General features: G+C 57.5%; 15 protein-coding genes. 6 read left to right on the top strand and 9 right to left on the bottom strand.

Going from position 1 to position 24,467, the window contains the following annotated elements; all coding sequences use genetic code 11:
- The first annotated feature begins 111 nt into the window (after positions 1 to 111).
- Positions 112 to 603 (top strand): serine protease inhibitor ecotin, encoded by a 492-nt coding sequence (gene eco, locus FHW76_RS03430; protein WP_012967533.1) that lies wholly within the window; start codon positions 112 to 114, stop codon positions 601 to 603.
- Positions 604 to 668: 65 nt separating this feature from the next.
- Here the strand turns inward: eco and mqo are convergent, their stop codons facing one another.
- Positions 669 to 2,303, bottom strand: a complete 1,635-nt coding sequence (gene mqo / locus FHW76_RS03435; protein WP_012541003.1) for a malate dehydrogenase (quinone) — start codon at positions 2,301 to 2,303, stop codon at positions 669 to 671.
- A gap of 358 nt (positions 2,304 to 2,661) precedes the next feature.
- Here mqo and FHW76_RS03440 point away from each other — a divergent pair, with 358 nt between their 5' ends.
- Complete coding sequence (locus FHW76_RS03440; RefSeq protein ID WP_072125767.1) at positions 2,662 to 3,822, top strand: SulP family inorganic anion transporter; 1,161 nt, start codon at positions 2,662 to 2,664, stop codon at positions 3,820 to 3,822.
- On the opposite strand, the gene mgtE is transcribed toward FHW76_RS03440, so the two are convergent.
- The 6 genes from mgtE to FHW76_RS03470 all read right to left on the bottom strand — a co-directional run bounded on the left by mgtE (position 3,785) and on the right by FHW76_RS03470 (position 11,133).
- The gene (gene mgtE, locus FHW76_RS03445) at positions 3,785 to 5,221 is read right to left on the bottom strand and encodes a magnesium transporter (protein WP_012541001.1); all 1,437 of its coding nucleotides are present in this window, start codon (positions 5,219 to 5,221) and stop codon (positions 3,785 to 3,787) included. The genes FHW76_RS03440 and mgtE overlap by 38 nt on opposite strands.
- A gap of 155 nt (positions 5,222 to 5,376) precedes the next feature.
- Positions 5,377 to 7,020 carry a multidrug ABC transporter permease/ATP-binding protein gene (locus FHW76_RS03450; protein WP_022064828.1) on the bottom strand — a complete coding sequence of 548 codons (1,644 nt, stop codon included), beginning with the start codon at positions 7,018 to 7,020 and terminating at the stop codon, positions 5,377 to 5,379.
- A gap of 74 nt (positions 7,021 to 7,094) precedes the next feature.
- On the bottom strand, positions 7,095 to 7,748 hold the full coding sequence (gene alkB, locus FHW76_RS03455; protein ID WP_008803980.1) for a DNA oxidative demethylase AlkB: 654 nt from the start codon (positions 7,746 to 7,748) through the stop codon (positions 7,095 to 7,097).
- Positions 7,748 to 8,812, bottom strand: coding sequence for a bifunctional DNA-binding transcriptional regulator/O6-methylguanine-DNA methyltransferase Ada (ada, locus tag FHW76_RS03460; RefSeq protein WP_023340559.1), 1,065 nt, complete (start codon positions 8,810 to 8,812; stop codon positions 7,748 to 7,750). Before ada ends, alkB begins: the two co-directional genes overlap by 1 nt.
- Positions 8,813 to 8,885: 73 nt before the next feature.
- The gene (apbE, locus tag FHW76_RS03465; RefSeq protein ID WP_050887411.1) at positions 8,886 to 9,938 is read right to left on the bottom strand and encodes an FAD:protein FMN transferase ApbE; all 1,053 of its coding nucleotides are present in this window, start codon (positions 9,936 to 9,938) and stop codon (positions 8,886 to 8,888) included.
- 103 nt (positions 9,939 to 10,041) lie between these two features.
- Positions 10,042 to 11,133 (bottom strand): porin OmpC, encoded by a 1,092-nt coding sequence (locus FHW76_RS03470; protein WP_008803977.1) that lies wholly within the window; start codon positions 11,131 to 11,133, stop codon positions 10,042 to 10,044.
- A 771-nt stretch (positions 11,134 to 11,904) separates the two neighbouring features.
- Here FHW76_RS03470 and rcsD point away from each other — a divergent pair.
- Positions 11,905 to 14,562: a phosphotransferase RcsD gene (gene rcsD, locus FHW76_RS03475; protein WP_183476231.1), complete on the top strand. Its 2,658-nt coding sequence runs from the start codon at positions 11,905 to 11,907 to the stop codon at positions 14,560 to 14,562.
- 15 nt (positions 14,563 to 14,577) lie between these two features.
- Complete coding sequence (rcsB, locus tag FHW76_RS03480) at positions 14,578 to 15,228, top strand: response regulator transcription factor RcsB (protein ID WP_004201684.1); 651 nt, start codon at positions 14,578 to 14,580, stop codon at positions 15,226 to 15,228.
- Between the two features lie 45 nt (positions 15,229 to 15,273).
- On the opposite strand, the gene rcsC is transcribed toward rcsB, so the two are convergent.
- Entirely contained in the window at positions 15,274 to 18,114 is a 2,841-nt protein-coding gene (gene rcsC, locus FHW76_RS03485) for a two-component system sensor histidine kinase RcsC (protein ID WP_016161575.1), read from the bottom strand.
- Positions 18,115 to 18,245: 131 nt separating this feature from the next.
- The gene (gene gyrA / locus FHW76_RS03490; RefSeq protein WP_008803974.1) at positions 18,246 to 20,879 is read right to left on the bottom strand and encodes a DNA topoisomerase (ATP-hydrolyzing) subunit A; all 2,634 of its coding nucleotides are present in this window, start codon (positions 20,877 to 20,879) and stop codon (positions 18,246 to 18,248) included.
- A gap of 146 nt (positions 20,880 to 21,025) precedes the next feature.
- Here gyrA and ubiG point away from each other — a divergent pair, with 146 nt between their 5' ends.
- Together ubiG and nrdA are read left to right on the top strand one after the other, a co-directional pair.
- Entirely contained in the window at positions 21,026 to 21,754 is a 729-nt protein-coding gene (gene ubiG, locus FHW76_RS03495) for a bifunctional 2-polyprenyl-6-hydroxyphenol methylase/3-demethylubiquinol 3-O-methyltransferase UbiG (RefSeq protein WP_008803973.1), read from the top strand.
- A 344-nt stretch (positions 21,755 to 22,098) separates the two neighbouring features.
- Entirely contained in the window at positions 22,099 to 24,384 is a 2,286-nt protein-coding gene (nrdA, locus tag FHW76_RS03500; protein ID WP_008803972.1) for a class 1a ribonucleoside-diphosphate reductase subunit alpha, read from the top strand.
- Positions 24,385 to 24,467: the final 83 nt, after the last annotated feature.

The raw sequence follows: 24,467 nt of genomic DNA on the forward strand, positions 1-24,467 counted from the left end.
CACCAGTACATAACACCATTCATTTTGAAAAAATTAGTAAATAAAACTTAACATTCAGCAAAGCAATGATAGGCTGTATCAGTCAGGAACGAAAATAAAGGATGATCAACCGTGAAAAAAATCACTACGCTAGCCGTTTCTCTGCTGACCGCCGCCTGCATGTCCGCTGGCGCCCAGGCCGCAGAACAGCCGCTGGAAAAAGTCGCGCCGTTCCCGAAAGCGGAAAAAGGCATGAAGCGTCAGGTTATTCAGCTGCCGCAGCAGCAGGATGAGTCAGCGCTGAAGGTTGAGCTGATAATCGGCCAGACGCTGGAAGTTGACTGCAACCACCATCGTTTAGGCGGGAAGCTGGAAAGCAAAACCCTGGAAGGCTGGGGCTATGACTACTATGTCTTTGATAAGCTGAGCGGCCCGGTCTCTACCATGATGGCCTGCCCGGATGGCAAGAAAGAGAAGAAATTTGTCACTGCCGGTCTCGGCGATGATGCCATGCTGCGCTACAACAGCAAGCTGCCGATTGTCGTGTACGCGCCGAGCAATGTCGATGTGAAATATCGCATCTGGCGCGCCGACGAAACCATCGGTAACGCCGTCGTCCGCTAAGTCGACCCATCAAACCGACAAAAAAAACGGCAGCCCGCAGGCTGCCGTTTTTGTCAGAGCGTTTGTCAGAGCGCGATATCCGCCATCGGCTTACCACCGCTCAGCGGCTTCAGCTCCGCCTGCGGGGCTTCATCCGCCACCGCGGCCGGCTCATATTTCAGCTCCAGCACTTCACTGGTCCACGCCAGCGCTTTCTCAATCTCCGCCGGGTTGCCGTCAAGGCGAATACCGTAGGTCGGGATGATGGCCTTCAGCCTGGCCTGCCATTCCGGCGAATTGACTTTGTCTTTAAACACTTTTTCCATTAGCTGCAGCATGATAGGCGCCGCGGTGGAGGCGCCTGGCGATGCGCCGAGCAGCGCCGCGACAGTGCCTTCGTCATCGCTCACCACTTCAGTACCGAGGCGCAGTACCCCGCCCTTCTTCGCATCGCGCTTGATAATCTGCACGCGCTGACCGGCCTGCCACAACCGCCAGTCCTCTTTCCGCGCTTCCGGATAGTACTCGCACAGCGCCGCCAGGCGATCTTTATCTTTCTGCATCACCTGGCTAATCAGGTATTTCACCAGATCGAAGTTGTCCAGACCGACGTTGAGCATCGGCAGAATATTCGAGGTATTCGTCGAGGCCAGCAGATCCCACAATGAACCGTTCTTCAGGAAGCGGGTCGAGAAGGTGGCGAACGGCCCGAACAGCACCACGCGTTTACCGTCGATAATACGGGTATCAATGTGCGGCACCGACATCGGCGGCGCGCCCACTTCGGCCTGGCCGTAAACCTTCGCCAGATGGTGGTTCACCACCTCCGGATTTTCGCAGACCAGGAACTGGCCGCCGACCGGGAAGCCCGCATACTCTTTGGCCTGTGGAATGCCGGTTTCCTGCAGCAGCGTCAACGCCGCGCCGCCGGCGCCGATAAAGATGAATTTCGCTTTAATGACCCGCTTCTGACGACGGTTGTCGGCATCCGCGAGAGTGACCGTCCAGCTCTTGTCGGCGTTGCGCTTGAAGCGACGCACCACGGTACCCAGCTGCAGGGAGAAATTATCATGCTTTTGCAGGCCGGCGATCAGCTGGCGGGTAATTTCGCCATAGTTGACGTCGGTTCCCACTTCAGTACGGGTGGCGGCCACCTTTTGCTGCGGATCGCGGCCTTCCATTACCAGCGGCGCCCAGGCTTTGATCTGCTGATGGTCTTCAGAATAGCGAATACCGCGGAACAGTTCGCTCTGCTGCAGCGCCGCATAGCGCGCGCGCAGGAAGTTGACGTTATCTTCGCCCCACACAAAGCTCATGTGCGGCACGCTGTTAATGAAAGATTTTGGTTTGTTCAGGACGCCGCGCGTCACCTGATGCGCCCAGAACTGACGCGAGATATGGAAGGCTTCGTTGATGTCGACCGCTTTGTCGATATTGATGCCGTTGGCGGTCTGCGGCGTGTAGTTCAGCTCCATTAGCGCCGCGTGGCCGGTACCCGCATTGTTCCACCCGTTTGAGCTCTCTTCCGCCACGCTGGACATCTGCTCAACCATGGTAATAGACCAGTCTGGCTCAAGCTCCTGCAGCCAGGTTCCCAGTGTGGCGCTCATAATGCCGCCGCCAATCAACAATACATCCGTCTCTTGCTCATGGCGGGTGTTGGTCCGAGTGCTGTTGGGACCAACCGCCTGTGAGCGTGGTACGGCCATCTTTTTATTCATCGGATTTGAGCCTTACTTTACTCGCTGTTTTTATTTAGCGCAGGTGATACGATTCTCACCACTCACGTTACCACCGAAGCTCAAAAATTTAAATATTGTTTAAATTTTAAGTTCTGTTTTGAGATCCGTTATAAAAATGTTTAATAAATGTATACACCAAATCACTTTTTGTACTGGTAGCCTTGGGGATTCCGCGCTATCATCCTCGGTTTTGTGACAGACCGCACGGAAGCAGGGCCTGCCACCGCTCCCTCTTTTTTATAAGCTGCGAACTTTTTTTATGCCCCCAGTTTCTGACCCCGCCGCTTCCGGCAATCTGCGCCCCATCCTCCGCTCCCCGTCGTTACTGACGCGCGAAGTGCTGGCCGGCGTGCTTACCGCCCTGGCGTTAATCCCTGAAGTTATTTCGTTTTCGGTCATTGCCGGTGTTGACCCGCAGGTCAGCCTGGTTGCCTCGGTGGTGCTTTGCCTGGCGATGTCGGTGCTCGGCGGGCGCCCGGCAATGGTGACGGCTGCCGCCGGGTCGGTGGCGCTGGTCATTGGCCCAATGGTGCATCAGTACGGCGTGGGCTACATTCTGCCGGCGGTCATTCTGGCGGGTATGATTCAAATTTTGTTTGGTCTGTGCGGCATGGCGCGCCTGATGCGTTTTATTCCCCCGGCAGTGATGACCGGGTTCGTCAATGCCCTCGGGATCCTGATTTTCTTTGCTCAGGTACCGCACTTCTGGAGTCGCCAGCCGCTGATCGTCGGCCTGTTCGTCCTGACGCTGCTTATCGTCCTCTGGGCGCCGCGCTTCATTAAGGCCGTCCCGGCGCCACTGATCGCCATTGTCGCGCTCACTCTCTATACCGTCACCACTGGCCAGCAGTTGCCCACCGTCGGCGATGAAGGCTCGATGAGCGGCGGCCTGCCGGGATTCACTGCCCTGACCGTCCCCCTGAACCTGGCGACACTGCAGATTATCTGGCCGTGCGCCCTCAGTATCGCCTTTGTCGGTCTGATGGAGTCCCTGCTGACGGCTAAGCTGGTGGACGATCTCACCCATACCCCGTCGAACAAATCGCGGGAAAGCGCCGGGCTGGGTATCGCTAATATCCTTGCCGGCTGTTATGGCGGTATCGCCGGCTGCGCGATGATCGGCCAGACCATCGTTAACGTGGAGATGGGCAGAGCCCGCAGCCGTCTCTCAACGGTGATCGCCGGTCTGGTGCTGCTCCTGCTGGTGACAGCGCTCAGCCAGGTGATGGCGCAGATCCCGATGGCGGTGCTGGCAGGGGTGATGGTGATTGTGGCGGTGAAAACCTTTAGCTGGCATAGTATTCGCCCGGGCGAACTGGTGCGTAATCCGTGGCCGGAAACGCTGGTGATGCTGGTGACCGTCGCCGCAACGGTGGGAACCAGCAATCTGGCGATCGGCGTGCTGGCGGGGATCGTCGCCATGGCGCTCATCCCCCGCCGCCTGCGCACGAAGGCGCAGGCTACATCAGAAACAGCGTCGCCAGACCAAGGAAAATAAAGAAGCCGCCGGTGTCGGTGATAGCGGTGATCATCACGCTGGAGCCGACCGCCGGGTCGCGCCCCAGCTTCACCATAACCATCGGGATTATCACGCCCATCATCGCCGCCATCAGCAGGTTGAGCATCATGGCCAGCGTCATCACCCCACCGAGCTGCGGATCGTCATACAGCCACCAGGTAATGGCCCCCATAATCCCGCCCCATACCAGGCCGTTAATCAGGGCGACCCCCATTTCACGCAGGATCAGGAAGGTAAAGCTGCCGGGTTGGATCTGCTGTAGCGCCATCGCCCGGACGATCATGGTGATCGTCTGGTTGCCGGTATTGCCGCCGATCCCGGCGACGATCGGCATCAGCGAGGCCAGCGCCACCAGCTGTGAAATGGTGTGTTCGAAGCCGTCGATGACCCTGGAAGCGATAAACGCCGTACACAGGTTGACCGCCAGCCACGCCCAGCGCGTTTTCACCGCCTTGCTGACCGGGGCGAAGACATCCTCTTCATCGCTCAGGCCCCCCATCCGGCGCAGATCGTTATCGGTTTCTTCATAGACCACATCGACGATCTCATCGATGGTCAGTCGCCCGATCAGCTTACCATCGGCATCAATGACGGCGGCGCTGAGCAAGTCATCACGTTCGAAGGTGCGCGCCACCTTCTCCGCCTCTTCGTGCGGCTGAAAGGTGACCGGATCGCCCTCCATCACCTCCCCTACCCGCTTCTGCGCATCGTTGAGCAGAATGGTCTGCAGCTCCAGCTCGCCGAGCAGCAGCTTGTTACGGGTGGTGACGAACAGCTTATCGGTGTTTTCCGGCATTTTACCCAGACGCCGCAGATAGCGCTGCACCGCTGCCAGCGTGGCCTCCGGTCGCACCGTAATGACCTCAAACTCCATGATCGACCCGACGCTGTTGTCGGCGTAGCGCATAATCTGGCGAATACGGGCACGCTTCTCGGCCGGCAGGGTCGCCAGCAGCCGTCCGGTCAGGTTGCGCGGCAGATGCTGCAGCAGGTAAACCTGTTCATCGATATCCAGCGGCTGCATCGCCTGCAGCAGCTCGGGGTCGCTCATCTTGTCGATCAGGTCGCCCCAGACGTTTTCTGAGGCTTCCAGCAGCACTTCGCCACGTTTATCGTCAGGCACCAGGCACCACAGCGCGGTGCGGGCGTCATAGGGGAGCGCTTCCAGCGCATCGGCGAGATCCGGCGGCGGCAGATGCGAGACCAGGATCTCGACTTCCGCCAGGTCATCGGCCAGCGTGCCTTCATCATAGCGTTCGGCCAGCGTCAGTTTGCCCAGCAGCGCGGAGGTCACTGCTTTATCGGTGCTCAAGAGCCAAATCAGACGGGCGCGCTCTTCGTCACGTAAGCGGGCGCTTTTTTTATGCAAAACGGACATCGATCGGGCAATCCTTTTGAGAATAGTGAGCCGGCCTGCGGGCCGGAAGCCTTAAGCATAGCGCGAGGAGGGGGAAATAATAACCGCCAGCAATGTAGTCGCTGAAAATTTCAGCGGCGCGGCACCCGGCTTTTCCCCCGGGCTCGCGGCGAGCATCAGGCCGTACGGGCCACCGCATCGCGGGAAGCCTGCGCCCGCTCCTCCCCGGTGAGCTCGGACAGCTGGCCGGCACGCATCTCCAGCAGGCGATCGGCGTGCTGGAAATAGTGATCGTCATGGCTGATGGCGAACACGGTTTTCCCCATCTGCTGCATCAGCGGCAGCAGCACCTGATAGAACTCGCGGCGGAAATGCGGATCCTGATCCGCCGCCCATTCATCCAGCAGAATGATGTCCCGGGACTCGGCCAGCGCCAGCAGGAGCGCCACGCGCTTCTTCTGCCCTTTCGACAGCCGGAGGTCGGCGATTTTCCCGTTCTCCAGCTGCAGCTTGTGGGCCATTTGCAGGCGCTCCAGCCACGTTGCCACCAGCGCCGGATCGGCCTCCTCTCCCTGCGGCCCGAGCAGGCGGTCAAACAGCCAGACGTCGGTAAACACCGCGGAGAACAGTTTGCGATACTCCTCCGGTTTATCCGCCGCCAGCGGCTGGCCGTCCACGAGGATCTGACCGGAAACCGGCTGATACAGGCCGGTCAGGAGCATCGCCAGGGTTGACTTGCCGCTGCCGTTGCCGCCGATCAGAAACACCAGCTCGCCGCGTTTCAGCGTCAGGTTAAGCGGCCCTACCGCAAAGCGCTGGTCCGGATAATGGAAAGTGACATCGCGCAACTCCAGCGTCTGCCAGTCAGGATGCGCCTGCGGCCGGGGAAATTCGGCTTGATATGGGGCGAGAGAGAACTGGCGCAGCTTGTTAAACGCCACCTGGGCGCTGAGCAAGGTGGGCAGCGCGCCGACGGCGGAGAGCAGCGGCGTGCGCAGAAACAGCAGCGTCAGGGAATAGGTCGCCGCCACGGCGGTATCGGCCCAGCCGAGGCTGTTGGCCATCCAGAACACCAGCCCGATGGCGCCAAGCATCATAATATTCGACCAGTTAACCGCGCTGAGATGGAAGGTATCGGCGCGAACGATATGGTGCCGATACTCCCGGGCGTCCGGGAGGTAGAGCTGATTAAACACATACTCCGCGCGTTCGCGATTGAGGGTCAGCTCTTTGCGCCCCTCCAGCACCGTCTGGTAGTCGTGATACAGCTTATCTTCCGTTTCGCGCAGGCTGGCCATATGTTTGTACACCCGCGACACCAGCACAAAACCGCCCCAGATGGTGAGCGCCATCCACAGCGCCGTCACCAGCATCATTTTGCCTGACAGCCAGGCCAGATAGGCGGCAGAGCCGAAGGTCAGAATGATCCCCTGCACCAGCTCCGGCAGGCGCACAAAGGCGATGGTGATGTTACGGATATCGCTGGTCAGCCCGGCAAGCAGCGACGCGCTGCCGATCTTATCCACCTGTTCAATCTGAGTATCGAGGATGCGTTTAACAAATTCGCCGCGCAGGCGATAAACAAAATGGTGGCCGAGGGTGGTCAGCGCCAGCTGGGAGCCCAGCGTCACCGCCATCAGCAGCCCCAGCAGGCCTAGAAACTCCGGCAGGACCCGCAGCGAGGTATCGACAGCGGTAATCAGGCGCAGGTTAATGAAGGCGATTAAGCCGATACCCAGCGCGGCGCTGAGCAGACTGAGGGCAATCACGCCGAGAAACGGCCAGCGATACTGACGCCAGACGAGAGAGAGAAGTTCCATAACAGGCTATCCGGAAAAGCAAAACAGCCAGCAGTTTAAACGGCTCGCCGATGACATCAAGAATAATTCTTATTTTAATACTGGCGACTGCCCGCCTGCCGAAAAGTGAGGTTGTAACGACAGTCGCCCGTTTCAGGGTGATGACCCGCTTTCAGCGGCTGAATACCATGATAAAACAGACGCGACTCGCCGCCCCAGACCACCACATCGCCATGCTCCAGCAGCAGCCGCTGTAGCGGGTCGCTGCGTTGCAACCCGCCAAACTGAAAGATGGCCGGCAGACCCAGCGAGACCGAGACGATCGGCGCCCGCAGATCCTGTTCATCTTTATCCTGATGCAACGACAGTTTTGCGCCCGGCTGATAGCGGTTAATCAGACAGGCGTCGGGGGAAAAGTTCGGATAGCCGCCGGCCGCGGCTGCCGCCAGCGCCAGTTCGCGGAATACGGCAGGCATCGGCGGCCAGGTTTGATCGGTTAACGGGTCGACCGGGTCGTACAGGTAGCCGTGGCGATCGGTGGTCCAGCCCAGCGCGCCGCAGTTGGTCATGGCGACCGACATGGTGTATCCGCCCGGCGTGACCATCTGGCGAAATGGCGACTGGCGGGCGACATCGGCAATCGCCTGCAGCAGCGCCGGGGCGCGCTCGCGGGCGAAGCGTCGGAGCACCACCGCACCGGGTGCCAGCGGCTCCTGCCACGGTGGCGTATCGCTAAACAGATCGAGCATTATTCCTCCTCGTGTTGGGCCTCACGCGCCAGCAGCTGCGCTTTCCGCGCCGTTCCCCAGCGATAACCGGACAGCGCGCCGCCCTCCCGTACCACCCGATGGCAGGGAACGATCACCGCCAGCGAATTCGCCGCGCAGGCGCCAGCCACCGCTCTTGCTGCTCGTGGCAGACCAATATGCTCTGCCACCTGGCGGTAGCTGCGGGTCTCGCCCGCCGGGATCTGCCGCAGCGCCTGCCAGACCTGCAACTGAAAGGCGGTGCCCTGCAGATCCAGCGGCAGCGATACCGGCCGCCGGCTGTCGTCGAGGTGAGCGAAAACCTCGGCCATTTGGCGACGGAACTCAGGGGTGCCCTGGCGCAACTCGGCGTTGGGAAAGCGCTGGCGCAGGTCGTCGAGCAATGCCGTATCGTTATCGCCAGGCAGAACGGCGCAAACGCCACGCTCACTCTGCGCCACCAGACAGCGGCCCAGCGCGCAGTCGCCCGTGGTCCAGGTCACCACGGTGGCGGCGCCGCCGCGGCGAAACTGACGGGCCGTCATGCCTAATGCCGCATCGGCCTGACGATAATAGCTGCTGCTGTCGGGAAAACCGGCCGCCAGCGCGGCGCGGGTCACCGTGTTCCCCTGCTCCAGCGCTTCCCGCAGACGTCGGGCGCGCCACGCCTGTTGCCACGCTTTGGGGGTCATACCGGTGACGGATTTAAACAAACGGTGGAAATGAAACGGGCTGACCGCCAGCTCACGAGCCAGCGCCTCAAGGGTCAGGGGCGCGTCCTGCTCCAGCAACCGGCAGGCCTGCGCCACTTTGTCGACCCTTTGCTGCTGCGGATCGTCTTTATCCGGCTGGCAGCGTTTGCAGGGGCGGAACCCCGCCGCCACGGCAGCGGCGACGTCGGCAAAAAAGCGCACGTTTTCCCGCCGCGCACGACGCGAGCGGCAGGAAGGGCGGCAGCAGATGCCGGTGGTCAGTACCGCAAAGACAAACTGACCATCGGCCCGGGTATCACGTTCGCAGACCGCCTGCCAGCGGCGGTCATCGGTATCGGCAACTATCGGTTTCATGACGAGGCTCCTGCTGTAAGTGTATCCTCAGTCTGCGGCGACGCCCGCAGCAAAAAACCCGCAATCTTGCTTTTTAATTTTTCTCGCCGACGAGGAAGGTGCGAAACTGTGGCGACATCCAGGTTTTAAACCCCTCGCCCTCTTTGACGATCATATAGACTGCCAGCCCCTGCTCGCGCACCACCTGCTGCGCTTTTTCCGGCCCGAGGACCATCAGTCCGGTATCCCAGCCATCCGCCTCCAGCGCCGTTGGCGCAATGACGGTCACGGAGACCAGCTTATGGGTTATCGGCTGCCCGGTCTGCGGATCGATGACGTGCGAGATACGTTTGCCGTCGAGTTCATAGTAATTACGATAGCTGCCGGAGGTGCTGATGCCGTGCCCATTGATGTCGACAATCGCCTGGACGGCGTTTTCCCGGTCGGTCGGTTTCTGGATCGCCACCCGCCAGGGCTTGCCTTCGCCGTTCATCCCGCGGCTCACCAGCGCCCCGCCTACCGACACCAGATAGCGGGAGATCCCCTCCTGCTCCATCAATCGCGCGAGGTGATCGGCAGCATAGCCCTCCCCCACCGTGGAGAGATCGACAAACAGATCGGGGATATCTTTTTGCAGGAACTGCCTGCCGCTCTGATTGATAACCTGCAGATGCTGCAGGCCGGTGCGCGCCTTCGCCGCGGCAATCGCCTGGGCATCCGGGGTGGTGACCGGCTGTTTATCCGGGCCAAAGCCCCACAGATTGACCAGCGGCCCCACGGTAATATCCATCGCGCCGTGCGTTTTGGCGCCAATCCGCAACGACAGCGTCACGATGTCCGCCATCGCTTCGCTCACTGGCCATGGCCGGGTATCCGCCGCGTGGTTGAAACGCATCAGCGCCGAGTCGTTTTTCCAGGTCGAGAGCAGGCGATCGTCGGCGTCCAGCTGGGCCTGAACCTTGGCGCGCAACGCCTCAGCCTTTGCCTCATCCACGCCAATGACGCTGACCCGCCAGAAGGTGCCCATGGTTTTGCCATCCAGCACGGTGGCCGTCGAAGCTGGGGTCGCAGGGGTGGTGGCTGAATCGCAGCCAGAGAGCAGTACGCAGGCGCCCAGCAGTGCGGCGCGAAAGAAAGTTATGTCCATTAGTCGAGGCTCCTCTTACCAGGGCGACAAGAGTATACCAGCGAGGTTAAACCAGACATAAAAAAAGGCGCCAGAGGCGCCTTTTTCTTGTGCAGCTTGCGACTTAGAACTGGTAAACCAGGCCCAGTGCAACCACGTCGTCGGTAGAAACACCGGCGTTACGGGTGAAGCTGTTGTCGTCCAGCAGGTTGATTTTGTAGTCAACATAGGTGGACATGTTTTTGTTGAAGTAGTAGGTCGCGCCAACATCAACATATTTCAGGAGGTCCTGGTCGCCGTAGCCTTCCAGATCCTTACCTTTAGACTGCAGGTAAGCCACGGACGGACGCAGACCGAAGTCGAACTGGTACTGAGCAACCACTTCGAAGTTCTGTGCTTTGTTAGCAAAGCCCAGGGAACCGGCGCGGGTCGCGTTGTAGGTCTGGGTGTACTGAGTGGCCAGGTAGATGTTGTTCGCGTCGTATTTCAGACCACCGGTGTAGGTTTCAGCGTTGTCGCCGTTACCCAGAACCAGGTTGTTCTGATCGTCGGTACGTTTAGAGTGAGAGTACGCGAAACCAGCGCTGATGCCATCAAAGATGTCATAAGTTACAGAAGTACCGTAGCCGTCGCCGTTCTGTTTCTGCGCGCCACGACCGTTGTTGGTCGCGCCTTCGCCGCTGACGCTGCCGTTTTTACCCTGGTACTGCAGAGCAAAGTTCAGGCCGTCAACCAGACCGAAGAAGTCAGAGTTACGGTAGGTTGCAACGCCGTTAGCACGGGACTGCAGGAAGTTGTCAGAACCGTAGGTGTCGCCGCCGAATTCCGGCAGAACGTCGGTCCAGGACGTTACGTCGTATACCACGCCGTAGTTACGACCGTAGTCGAAAGAACCCGCGTCACCAAATTTCAGACCGGCGAATGCCAGACGAGTCCATGCCTGATCGCTGGAGCTTTCAGTGTTGTTCGCCTGAACGTTGTATTCCCACTGGCCGTAACCGGTCAGCTGGTCGTTGATCTGAGTTTCGCCTTTAACGCCTACACGCATGTAGGTCTGGTCGCCGTCTACGCTCTTGTCGTCAGAGAAGTAGTGCAGACCATCGATTTTACCGTACAGGTCTAATTTGTTGCCATCTTTGTTATAAATTTCAGCCGCATTTGCTGCGCCTGCTACCAGCAGAGCCGGTACCAGGAGGGACAGTACTTTAACTTTCATGTTATTAACCCTCTGTTTGTTATATGCCTTTTATTATGCCACTGCTTACTGATTACCCTTCTAATCAGTCGGCTATTTCATTGTGCTGCAAAATGCAGAATAATCCAACAAGAATATGATACTAAAACTTCTAAGATGTTTCAAAATGCCCACAAGATGTTTCAATTTGTAAAAATGGCGGAACTTTTTGCACCACAAAATGGTCTGGGAAATACGCACTAATAATCAAAAAAAATATTTATCGCTTCACAATCAATCACATACACACAAATAACTCTATAGCACTGAATGGTAAAACAAAACTATCATTGGTGACTAAAATAACAGTCGCTATCATCATTAACTTTATTTATTACCGTCATTCAGTTCTGAATGTCTGTTTACCCCTATTTCAACCGGATGCCTCGCATCCGGTTTTTTTTACCCTTCTTTACACAACTTTAATTTATCTGTGCTACGGCAAAAAATTCCCTAACGACTATTAATCAATCAATTAGCCTGTCAATTGCCCATATTCAGCCAATGTCTTGTTATTTCGTGCGATTCTTCCGCCTGTAGTTTGTCAATATCGCGACTGGTCAGCGTTGTTGGCGCGGTTTCATTTGCGCTTCGATTCTAAGATAATTCCTGGAGGGTATCGCGCCGCTGGCACCATTCTGTAGTATGGATTTACGCCATTAGCCTTTATACTGCCTGCAGCATCTGCTTTGTTGCCAGTTACTCTGGCGCTACATCCTGTTTACAAACAATGATGAGTCGTTCAGCCACAAGATGACCCCGAAAAAATTCTCCCTGATCCCCGGCAACATCAGCCGCTTCTTCATTTTGATGGTTATTGTCCTGCTGGCGACGATGGGGGTGATGATTCAAAGTGCCGTCAATGCCTGGCTGAAAGAGAAGAGCTATCAGGTGGTTGATGTCTCCCACGCCTTGCACCAGCGCATTGACACTTGGCGCTATGCCACCTGGCAGATCTACGACAATATCGCCGCGACCTCGGCTAACGCTGCGAGCGGTGGCTTGCAGGAGACGCGTTTAAAACAGGACGTCTACTACCTTGAGAAGCCCCGGCGTAAAACCGAAGCGCTGATTTTTGGCTCCCACGATAGCTCGACCCTCGAGATGACGCAGAAAATGTCCGATTATCTCGATATTTTGTGGGGTGCGGAAACCATCCCATGGTCGATGTACTATCTCAATGGTCTGGACAATAGCCTGATTTTGGTCTCAACCCTGCCGTTGAAGGACCTCTCCTCAAGCTTTAAAGAGTCAACGATCAGTAGCGTCGTGGAATCCCGGCGCGCGGAGATGCTGCTGCAGGCCAATACCCTTGATGAGCGCGAGACCTTCTCGCCGCTGCGCCATCTCGCCTGGCAGAACGCGCACTACTTTACGTTACGCACCACCTTCAACCAGCCTGGACATCTGGCCACGGTGGTCGCTTTCGACCTGCCGATTAACGATCTGATCCCGCCGGGCATGGCGTTGGACAGCTTCCGTATCGAGCCAGACCCGTCGCAAAACCTTGCCACCAATCCTGACAAAGAGACGACCGACCATATCGGGATCACCTTTAACGGCATGCAGATCGACATCGCCACCGATATCAGCACTACCGGTATGCAGTTGCTCTGGACGGTACCGCTGAGCAGCATGCTGCTGGCCGCCCTGCAGAATATTCTTCTGCCGCTGCTGCTCAACATTGGCCTGCTGGCGCTGGCGCTGTTTGGTTTTACCACCTTTCGTCACTTTAAAGGACGCAGCAGTCCGTCTGGCGCCGGGCTCCCTTCCGCCGCCAACAGCGAACTGCGTCTGCTGCGCGCTATAAATGAAGAAATTGTTTCTTTGCTGCCGCTGGGGCTGCTGGTTCACGATCAGGAAGCCAACCGAACCCTTATCAGCAACCCTATTGCCGACCATCTGCTTCCGCACCTGAATCTGCAGAACATCACCAATATGGCGGACCAGCATCAGGGGGTGATTCAGGCTACCGTCAATAATGAGCAGTATGAAATCCGCCAGTATCGCAGCCAGGTCGCGCCGCGCACGCAGATCCTGATTATCCGAGACCAGGACCGCGAAGTGCTGGTCAATAAAAAGCTCAAGCAGGCCCAGCGCTTGTATGAGAAAAACCAGCAGGGGCGGGCGGCCTTTATGCAGCATATTGGCAGCGCCCTGAAGCAGCCCGCGCTGAACCTGGCGGCAGAGGCGGCGGCGCTCAGCAGTACAGAGAACCGGACGCTGGCGCAGCATGCCGATGAGCTGGTCAAACTGATCGATGACATTCAGCTCGCCAATCTGCTGGAAAGCGACACCTGGAAAACCAGCCAGGCGCTGTTCTCGGTTCAGGAACTGATCGATGACGTTGTACCGGAAGTTCTGCCGGCGATGAAGCGCAAGGGTCTGCAGCTGCTGATCAATAACGCACTTCCTGCCGGTGAGCAGCGCTACGGTGACCGTGAAGCCCTGCGACGCACACTGGTGCTGTTAATCCAGTATTCCATCACCACCACGCCTATCGGCAAGATCACCCTCGACGTTTGCCAGGACGAGTCGGCCAGCGATCGTTTGACCTTCCGCATTCTGGATACTGGCAACGGCGTCTCGGCAAACGAGATCGACAATTTGCACTTCCCGTATCTCAACGAGACCCAGAGCGATCTGTACGGCAAGGCGAACGCCCTCACCTTCTGGCTGTGCGACCGCATGACGCGCAAACTGGGTGGGCAGTTGACCATCAAAGCGCGGGAGTCGCTGGGAACGCGCTATACCCTGCACCTGAAAATGCCGGCCAGCGAAGAGGCGCCAGAGGCGGGCGAACATCTGCTGGATGACGTTATCGTCCTGCTGGATGTGACTTCCAGTGAAGTGCGGCGGATTGTCACCCGCCAGCTGGAGAGCTGGGGGGCGTCCTGCATCACGCCGGACGATCGGGCGACAAGTCAAGCGTTCGATCTGTATTTAACGGATAATCCGTCTAATCTTACTGCTTCGGGCTTGCTTTTAAGCGATGATGAGGTCGGGATACGCAAGATCGGCCCGGGACAACTGCGGGTCAACTTTAATATTAGCACGGCGATGCAGGAGGCTATCCTGCAGCTTATTGAGCAGCAGCTGGCGGAGGAGGCGGTTCAGCCCACCACCTCAGGAAACGAGAGTAACGCCGAACTCCATGCCAGCGGCTATTACGCACTGTTTGCCGATACGGTACCGGATGATGTTCAGAGATTGTATACTGAAATCGAAGCGGGCGATTTTGCTGCTCTGGCGCAAACCGCCCACCGCCTCAAAGGGGCATTTGCTATGCTTAATCTGATACCCGGCAAGCAGTTATGTGAAACGCTTGAGCATCTGATTCGCGAAAAGGATGCGCAAGGCATAGAAAAATATATCAGCGACATTGACGCTTACGTCAAGAGCTTGCTGTAGAAGGTAGCCTTATACATGAACACTATGAACGTAATTATTGCCGATGACCATCCGATCGTACTGTTCGGTATTCGTAAGTCACTTGAGCAAATTGAGTGGGTGAACGTCGTTGGCGAGTTTGAAGACTCCACGGCCCTTATCAACAATCTTCCGAAGCTGGACGCCCATGTGCTGATCACCGATCTGTCCATGCCCGGTGATAAATACGGCGACGGGATCACGCTGATTAAATACATCAAGCGCCACTTCCCGGATCTGTCGATCATTGTTCTGACCATGAACAACAACCCGGCGATCCTCAGCGCGGTGCTGGATTTGGATATCGAAGGGATCGTTCTCAAGCAAGGAGCGCCGACCGACCTGCCAAAAGCGCTGGCCGCGCTGCAGAAAGGGAAGAAATTCACACCGGAAAGCGTCTCTCGTCTGCTGGAAAAAATCAGCGCCAGCGGCTATGGCGATAAACGCCTGTCGCCGAAAGAGAGCGAAGTGCTGCGTCTGTTCGCTGAAGGCTTCCTGGTGACCGAGATCGCCAAAAAGCTCAACCGCAGCATCAAAACCATCAGTAGCCAGAAGAAGTCGGCAATGATGAAGCTGGGCGTGGAAAACGACATTGCGCTGCTGAACTACCTCTCCTCCGTCTCGCTAAGTTCGACGGATAAAGAGTAATCCCTTTGTTTTCTCCGTCTCGCCCCGGCGAGACGGAGCTCCCCGTTATTCCCGCCCGTTACGTACCCGCGCCGCATACACCGTCAGCGTTTGCTTCAGCACGTCGAGGGTGACCGGCTTGGACAGGCAGCTGTCCATCCCCGATTCAAGACAGCGCTGCTTCTCTTCCGCCAGGGCATTGGCGGTGACGCCGATCACCGGCAGCGTCAGGCCAAGCTGACGAATGCGCTGCGTCAGACGATAACCATCCATATTGGGCATGTTGACGTCGCTGAGCACGATATCGATATGCTGTTTGCTAAGCACGTTGAGCGCGTCGACCCCGTCGTTAGCGGTCACGCACTGGTAGCCGAGCGATCCCAGCTGATCCGCCAGCAGACGGCGGTTAATCGGATGATCGTCGACCACGAGGATCATCATGTCGTCGTTATTACCGATCTGCGCGTCCGGCGCCATCAGCGCCCGGCTATTCTCCGCGCTGTCGAGGGCGACGTGGAAAATACGCCCCAGCAGCGGCAGCAGTTCATGCGGCGTCGTCACGCTGTGCAGCCACTCACCGGCGGCTCGCTCCTGCGGGATGCCGATATGGCGGCGGCAGAAGATGACCATCGCACTCCCCTGCCAGCCCCTCTGCGCTTCATCGTCAGTCAGCAAGACATCGTCGGCGTCCGGCGTTTCTCCGGCATGGCGGCGTACCGTCAGGCCGTGATAGCTGAGCAGCGACGTGACGAACATCGCCAGCGAGGTATTATGGATTGCCAGCCAGCAGGTCTTGCCTGCGAAACCGTCCGCCGTCACCTGCGGTGTGTTCTGCACGCCATACAGCGGGATACGGATGGTAAAACGGCTGCCCATCCCCGGCTCCGTTTCCACGGCGATATCGCCATCCATCATGCTGATCAGCTTTTCACAGATCGCCAGGCCAAGGCCGGTGCCCTGGAAGTTTCGCTGCACGCCGGTCCCCACCTGGAAGAAGGGATCGAACAGGCGCAACACCTCTTTCGCCGGGATCCCCTCCCCGGTATCGCGGACGCTGATCTGCAGATAATCCCCCGCACACTGGACGTGCAGGATAATACAGCCGGTGTCGGTGAACTTAATCGCATTGCTCAGCAGGTTAGAGATCACCTGCTGCAGGCGCATCGGGTCGCCGGACATCTGCTCCGGGACATCCGGCTCGATAAAACAGTACAGACCCAACTGCTTGCGTACCACCAGCGGCAGATAGTTAGCAGAGATATGGTTCATCACTTCGCGCGGGGAAAACTCCCGCGGCTCGATCTTCAACTGCTCAGACTCGATTTTCGAGAAATCGAGAATATCGCTGATGATTTTCAGCAGCAGGCTGGAAGAGTTGTTCATCGCCGTCACCAGGCGATCAACGCCCTTCGGCAGGGCCTTCGTCTGCAGCAGATCGAGGTTACCGATGATGCCGTATAGCGGGGTACGCAGCTCATGGCTGACGGTCGCAAGGAACATCGATTTCGACTGGCTGGCCTGTTCAGCCGCCTGGGCCATCTCCTGCAGCGACTCCTCCATTTTCACGCGGGCGGAAACGTCCACCAGCACGCAAATGGCGACGTTTTCATTGCGATAACGCGAATGGACAAAGCTAATCTGCAGGTTGGTATGGTTGCTGGTCAGCACATCGACAAAGTTGACCTGCTGGCCGCAGATGATCTGCGTCAGCCGCTGGCGATCCTCATGGGTCAGCATATTCAGGTAGTTGTGCGCCAGCTCGTTACTGAGAATATTGGTCCCGTCGACGGTGCGCAGAATACAGATCCCCACCGGGGCTGAGGCCACGATTTTGCGGTTGAACTGTTCATGCTCTTCCAGTCGCTGCGCATCATTTTCCGCCGGGATAAAAATGCGCCGCTCATACATTCGCGCCAGCGCAAACAGCATTGCTCCGGTCAGAATATTGAGAATGATGGCGTTGATGATGAGCATGCGGATCCGCTCCAGCACCTGGTCCACCGAAACGGAATAGACGATACTTAAGGAGGACGGCGCCAGGCTTTTTTTCAGCACCAGCTCGCGAAAACCTGCGCTGTAGCCAAACCACATCCGCTCCTGCATCCACTTCGCTTCGCTCTGGATTTTGCCTTCCGCGCCGGCCAACGAGATCAGCGGCTGGCCGTTATCGTCAAAAATCGTCACGCTCATCGGCAAACTGCCTGGCGTGAAGAAGCTCTCCATACGGATGGTCTGCTCCACGCCGAGCATCGCCTGCAGACGGTTGGCCATATAGACCGGGGTCAGGGCATAAAAGTAGCCCACGCCGGGGCGCATGCCCTGGCTTATCCAGAACAGGTTGTTGCCGCGCTCGTTTTGCGGCGCGTTGCGATATTGCTCAATGCGCTGATGCAGGACTTTCAGCGCCTGATCGCGCTCAATCGGCACGTCCCGTAGGCCAAAGTTGGCCATGCAGAGGTTATCGCTGCCAATGAGAAAGATGCGGTTAAGGTCGTAGGCAGCGGTAAAATTATCCCGCCAGTAGCGCATAAACCACGCCAGTGATTGCAGCGAATTACGCCAGGTGCTGCTCATCGCGCTGCAGTCGGAATCTGGGTACAGGGGTTCAAAGTTGGGCACCGCGATATCGCCGTTTTGCCCTTGCGCTACCGCGTCCCCTGCCGACAAGCGGTTACCGGCGACGTACTTCAGCTCTTTAATCACGTCCGCCGTACGCTGAATATAGCGCTGGGCCTGATCGGCGTTGAGATTGAGCTCCTGATGGATCTCGGCTTCCCGCTCGTGCAGGGCATTGACGATATAGAACACAGAGACAAACGCAATCAGCAGCCACAGTAATACCGCCAGCGCTCTGAACAGATAACGTGAAACCTTCAGGGTTGTATGAAACGAGGCAAGATATTTCAATGTGGCGATGCTCGGCCGTCAGGGACTCAACAGAATGGGGTTAAAGTAGCGGTAAACCGGCTTTGCCGCAATCTTAATGCAAAAAGGGCCGGGAGAATACCCGGCCCTTTCAGAACATTTACCTGCGACGATTACTCTTCGTCTTCGGCGATGTCGTCATCGGTATCCGCTTCCGGGGCGATATCGTCATCGCCTTCCGCTACGCTACCGTCGATGGCATCCAGTTCTTCGTCGTCCACCGGCTCTGCCACGCGCTGCAGACCCACCACGTTTTCATCTTCCGCGGTGCGGATGAGGATCACACCCTGGGTGTTACGGCCCACGATGCTCACTTCGGAAACGCGGGTACGAACCAGCGTCCCGGCGTCGGTGATCATCATGATCTGATCGCAGTCATCCACCTGCACGGCGCCCACAACGGAGCCGTTACGCTCGGTGACTTTGATCGAGATAACGCCCTGAGTGGCACGCGATTTGGTCGGATACTCCGCCGCTGCGGTACGTTTACCGTAACCGTTTTGCGTTACCGTCAGGATCGCGCCTTCGCCGCGCGGAATAATCAGCGAGACGACGCTGTCGTTTTCCGCCAGCTTGATGCCGCGTACGCCGGTGGCGGTACGGCCCATGGCGCGAACGGCGTCTTCTTTGAAGCGCACAACCTTACCGGCCGCGGAGAACAGCATCACTTCGTCCTGACCAGAGGTCAGATCGACGCCGATCAGCTCATCGCCTTCGTTCAGATTGACCGCGATGATACCGGCGGAACGCGGACGGCTGAACTCGGTCAGCGCGGTTTTCTTCACGGTACCGCTGGCGGTCGCCATAAAGACGTTGACGCCCTCTTCGTACTCGCGGACCGGCAGGATGGCGGTGATACGCTCATCGGCTTCCAGCGGCAGCAGGTTGACGATCGGACGACCGCGCGCGCCGCGACTGGCTTCCGGCAGCTGATAGACCTTCATCCAGTACAGACGGCCACGGCTCGAGAAGCAGAGGATAGTGTCATGGGTGTTAGCCACCAGCAGGCGGTCGATAAAGTCTTCTTCTTTAATGCGCGCTGCTGACTTGCCTTTACCGCCACGACGCTGTGCTTCGTAGTCGGTCAGCGGCTGATACTTCACATAGCCCTGATGCGACAGGGTGACCACCACGTCTTCCTGGTTGATCAGATCTTCGATGTTAATATCAGCGCTGTTGGCAGTGATTTCGGTACGACGTTCGTCGCCGAACTGGTCACGGATCAGTTCCAGCTCTTCGCGAATCACTTCCATCAGACGATCGGCGCTGCCGAGAATGTGCAGCAGTTCCGCGATCTGCTCCAGCAACTCTTTATATTCGTCGAGCAGTTTTTCATGCTCAAGGCCGGTCAGTTTCTGCAGACGCAGATCCAGAATCGCCTGAGCCTGCTGCTCGGTCAGATAGTATTTACCGTCGCGCACGCCGAACTCTGGCTCCAGCCATTCCGGACGCGCGGCGTCATCACCGGCGCGCTCCAGCATCGCCGCAACGTTACCGAGATCCCACGCCTGGGCAACCAGCGCCGTTTTCGCTTCTGCCGGGGTCGGCGCGCGACGGATCAGTTCGATAATCGGGTCGATGTTGGCCAGCGCAACGGCCAGCGCTTCGAGGATATGCGCCCGGTCGCGCGCTTTGCGCAGTTCGAAAATCGTACGACGGGTCACCACTTCGCGGCGGTGGCGTACAAACGCGGCGATGATGTCCTTCAGGTTCATGATCTTCGGCTGACCATGGTGCAGAGCAACCATGTTGATGCCGAAGGAGACCTGCAGCTGAGTCTGGGAATAGAGGTTGTTGAGCACCACTTCCCCTACCGCATCGCGCTTCACTTCAATCACGATGCGCATCCCGTCTTTATCAGACTCGTCACGCAGCGCGCTGATGCCTTCCACGCGTTTTTCTTTGACCAGCTCGGCGATTTTCTCAATCAGGCGCGCTTTGTTCACCTGATACGGAATTTCGTGCACGATGATGGTTTCGCGGCCGGATTTCGCGTCCACTTCCACTTCCGCGCGCGCGCGGATGTACACTTTACCGCGACCAGTGCGGTAGGCCTCTTCAATGCCACGACGGCCATTGATAATGGCGGCGGTCGGGAAATCAGGGCCTGGAATATGCGCCATCAGCCCTTCAATGCTGATGTCTTCATCGTCAACATACGCCAGACAGCCGTTGATCACTTCCGTCAGGTTATGCGGCGGTATATTGGTCGCCATCCCTACGGCGATCCCGGAGGCGCCGTTCACCAGCAGGTTAGGAATTTTGGTCGGCATGACGTCCGGAATACGCTCCGTACCGTCATAGTTGTCGACGAAATCGACCGTCTCTTTTTCAAGATCGGCCATCAGCTCATGAGCGATTTTCGCCAGACGAATTTCGGTATAACGCATCGCCGCGGCGGAGTCGCCGTCGATGGAACCGAAGTTACCCTGGCCGTCCACCAGCATGTAACGCAGCGAGAACGGCTGCGCCATACGAACGATGGTGTCGTATACCGCGGAGTCGCCGTGCGGGTGGTATTTACCGATTACGTCACCAACGACACGGGCTGATTTTTTATAGGCTTTGTTCCAGTCATTGCCCAATACGTTCATGGCGTAAAGTACGCGACGGTGTACCGGCTTCAGGCCATCTCGGACATCCGGCAGCGCACGGCCAACAATGACCGACATCGCATAATCCAGATAAGAGTTCTTAAGCTCTTCCTCAATGTTGACCGGTGTAATTTCTCTCGCAAGGTCGCTCATCTAACCGCTATCCCTCTACTGTATCCCGGATTCAAAGGTCGCAAATTATAACACAGCCGCGCTAATAGAGGTAAAGCAATACGGTTTATTCATGGCGCGCTGCTGATATACTCGCAGGTCTGAACAGAAAAGGAGTAAAAGCGCCCATGAATGCCGAAAAAACGTCGGTAGCCCCTAACGTCGATCATGCTGAAATCGCCAAATTCGAAGCCGTCGCCTCGCGCTGGTGGGATCTGGAGGGCGAGTTCAAACCGCTCCACCGCATCAACCCGCTGCGGCTGGGCTATATCGCCGAACGCTCCGGCGGCCTGTTCGGTAAAAAAGTCCTCGATGTCGGCTGCGGCGGCGGCATTCTCGCCGAGAGCATGGCGCGCGAAGGTGCGACGGTCACCGGACTGGACATGGGCGCCGAACCGCTGCAGGTCGCGAAGCTGCACGCCCTGGAGAGCGGTATTCAGGTGGACTATGTTCAGGAAACGGTTGAGGAACATGCCGCGAAGCATCCGCAGCAGTATGACGTCGTGACCTGCATGGAGATGCTGGAGCACGTGCCCGACCCGCAGTCGGTGGTGCATGCCTGCGCGCGGCTGGTGAAGCCCGGCGGCCAGGTCTTCTTCTCCACCATCAACCGCAACGGCAAGGCCTGGCTGATGGCGGTGGTCGGTGCGGAATATGTCATGAAGATGGTGCCTAAGGGCACTCATGATGTGAAGAAGTTTATCAAACCGGCCGAGCTGCTGAGCTGGGTAGATCAGACTACTCTGAAAGAGCAGCATATCATCGGTCTGCATTACAATCCGCTGACCAACACCTTCAAGTTAGCGCCGGGGGTTGATGTTAACTATATGTTGCATACGACCGCCAAACAGGACTGAGGTCAGCACCTGCGCTTATGATGATTGCGCGGCATCAAGCCGCGTGATTATTTCTTCCGATGAAGAAATCAGCACTCGATCAAATTTTCATTTTTTTTTCTGTTTTATTGACTTCTTCTCCAGGCCTTATGCGACGTGGACTTGCGGATTATTACCCTTCCGCAACCTCAATTTAACGTCAAAATCAACCCTTGTACTCAAAAGATTCCTTACTAAAATACTCACCATATAGCGTTTCTTTTATCGACAACCCCCTACATATAGTATTTATCCACAGAGTTAGTCACAACGGCCTTCTGTGGATAAACGGGGGATATTTTCTTTCACGGACAGGTAAAATCCACATGAATCAGAGTCTGCTGGTGACAAAGCGCGACGGGACCACCGAGCGCATCAATCTCGACAAAATCCATCGCGTACTGGATTGGGCGGCAGAAGGACTGAATAACGTTTCGATTTCCCAGGTAGAGCTGCGCTCTCATATCCAGTTCTATGACGGCATCAAAACCGCGGACATCCACGAAACCATTATTAAAGCCGCTGCGGATTTGATCTCCCGCGACGCGCCGGATTACCAGTACCTCGCCGCGCGTCTGGCGATTTTCCATTTGCGTAAAAAAGCCTTCGGCCAGTTTGAGCCGCCGGCGCTCTACGATCACGTGGTGAAGATGGTCGAGAAGGGTAAATACGATCATCATCTGCTGGAAGACTACACGGAAGAAGAGTTCCAGCAGATGGACGGTTTCCTCGACCACTGGCGCGACATGAACTTCTCCTACGCAGCCGTTAAGCAGCTGGAAGGCAAGTATCTGGTACAAAACCGCGTTACCGGCGAAATTTATGAGAGCGCACAGTTCCTCTATATTCTGGTCGCCGCGTGTCTGTTCTCGAACTACCCGCGCGAAACCCGTCTGGACTACATTAAGCGTTTCTACGACGCGGTATCGACCTTTAAAATCTCGCTGCCGACGCCAATCATGTCCGGCGTGCGCACCCCAACCCGTCAGTTCAGCTCCTGCGTGCTGATCGAGTGCGGCGACAGCCTGGATTCCATCAACGCCACCTCCAGCGCGATTGTGAAATACGTTTCCCAGCGCGCCGGGATCGGCATCAACGCCGGGCGCATTCGCGCGCTGGGCAGCCCGATCCGCGGCGGCGAAGCCTTCCACACCGGTTGCATTCCGTTCTACAAACATTTCCAGACCGCGGTGAAATCCTGCTCGCAGGGCGGCGTTCGCGGCGGCGCGGCGACCCTCTTCTACCCAATGTGGCATCTGGAAGTGGAAAGCCTGCTGGTGCTGAAAAACAACCGCGGTACCGACGCCAACCGCGTTCGTCATATGGACTACGGCGTACAGATCAACAAGCTGATGTACACCCGTCTGCTGAAGGGCGGCGACATTACCCTGTTCAGCCCTTCCGATGTCCCGGGCCTGTATGACGCCTTCTTTGCCGATCAGGACGAGTTTGAGCGCCTGTACACCCAGTACGAGCAGGACGACAGCATTCGCAAGCAGCGTATTAAAGCCGTTGAGCTGTTCTCGCTGATGATGCAGGAACGCGCCTCTACCGGCCGCATCTACATCCAGAACGTCGACCACTGCAACACCCACAGCCCGTTCGATCCGGTAGTCGCCCCGGTGCGTCAGTCTAACCTGTGCCTGGAGATCGCCCTGCCGACCAAACCGCTGGAAGACGTCAACGACGAAAACGGCGAAATCGCGCTGTGCACCCTGTCGGCCTTCAACCTCGGCGCGATTGACAGCCTCGACGAGCTGGAAGAGCTGGCGGTGCTGGCGGTGCGTGCCCTGGATGCACTGCTGGACTATCAGGATTACCCGATCCCGGCCGCCAAACGCGGCGCGATGGGGCGTCGTACGCTGGGCATCGGCGTGATCAACTTCGCTTACTATCTGGCGAAGCATGGCAAACGCTACTCCGACGGCAGCGCCAACAACCTGACGCACAAAACCTTCGAAGCGATTCAGTACTACCTGCTGAAGGCCTCCAACGAGCTGGCTATCGAGCAGGGCGCCTGCCCGTGGTTCAATGAAACCACCTATGCGCAGGGTATCCTGCCGATCGATACCTATAAGAAAGACCTGGACGGCATCGTCAGCGAATCTCTGCACTTCGACTGGGAAGCATTGCGCGAATCCATTAAAACCCACGGTCTGCGTAACTCCACGCTCTCCGCACTGATGCCGTCCGAGACCTCGTCGCAGATCTCCAACGCCACCAACGGCATTGAGCCGCCGCGCGGCCACGTCAGTATCAAAGCGTCCAAGGACGGTATCCTGCGCCAGGTGGTGCCGGATTACGAAAATCTGCAGAACGCCTATGAGCTGCTGTGGGAAATGCCGAACAACGACGGTTATCTGCAGCTGGTGGGTATCATGCAGAAGTTTATCGACCAGTCGATCTCTGCCAACACCAACTACGATCCGACGCGCTTCCCGTCCGGAAAAGTGCCGATGCAGCAGTTGCTCAAAGACCTGCTCAACGCCTATAAATTCGGTGTCAAAACGCTGTACTATCACAACACCCGTGATGGCGCAGAAGACGCTCAGGATGACCTGGCCCCGTCCATCCAGGACGACGGCTGCGAAAGCGGCGCTTGTAAGATCTAAGTTATTTTTGCCGGGTGGCGCGATGCTTACCCGGCCTACGATTGTGTAGGCCCGGCCAATGCAGTACCGCCGGGCAATACATT

Origin of the sequence: Klebsiella sp. RC2 (assembly GCF_014192815.1) — a bacterium.
Taxonomy (GTDB): domain Bacteria; phylum Pseudomonadota; class Gammaproteobacteria; order Enterobacterales; family Enterobacteriaceae; genus Klebsiella; species Klebsiella variicola.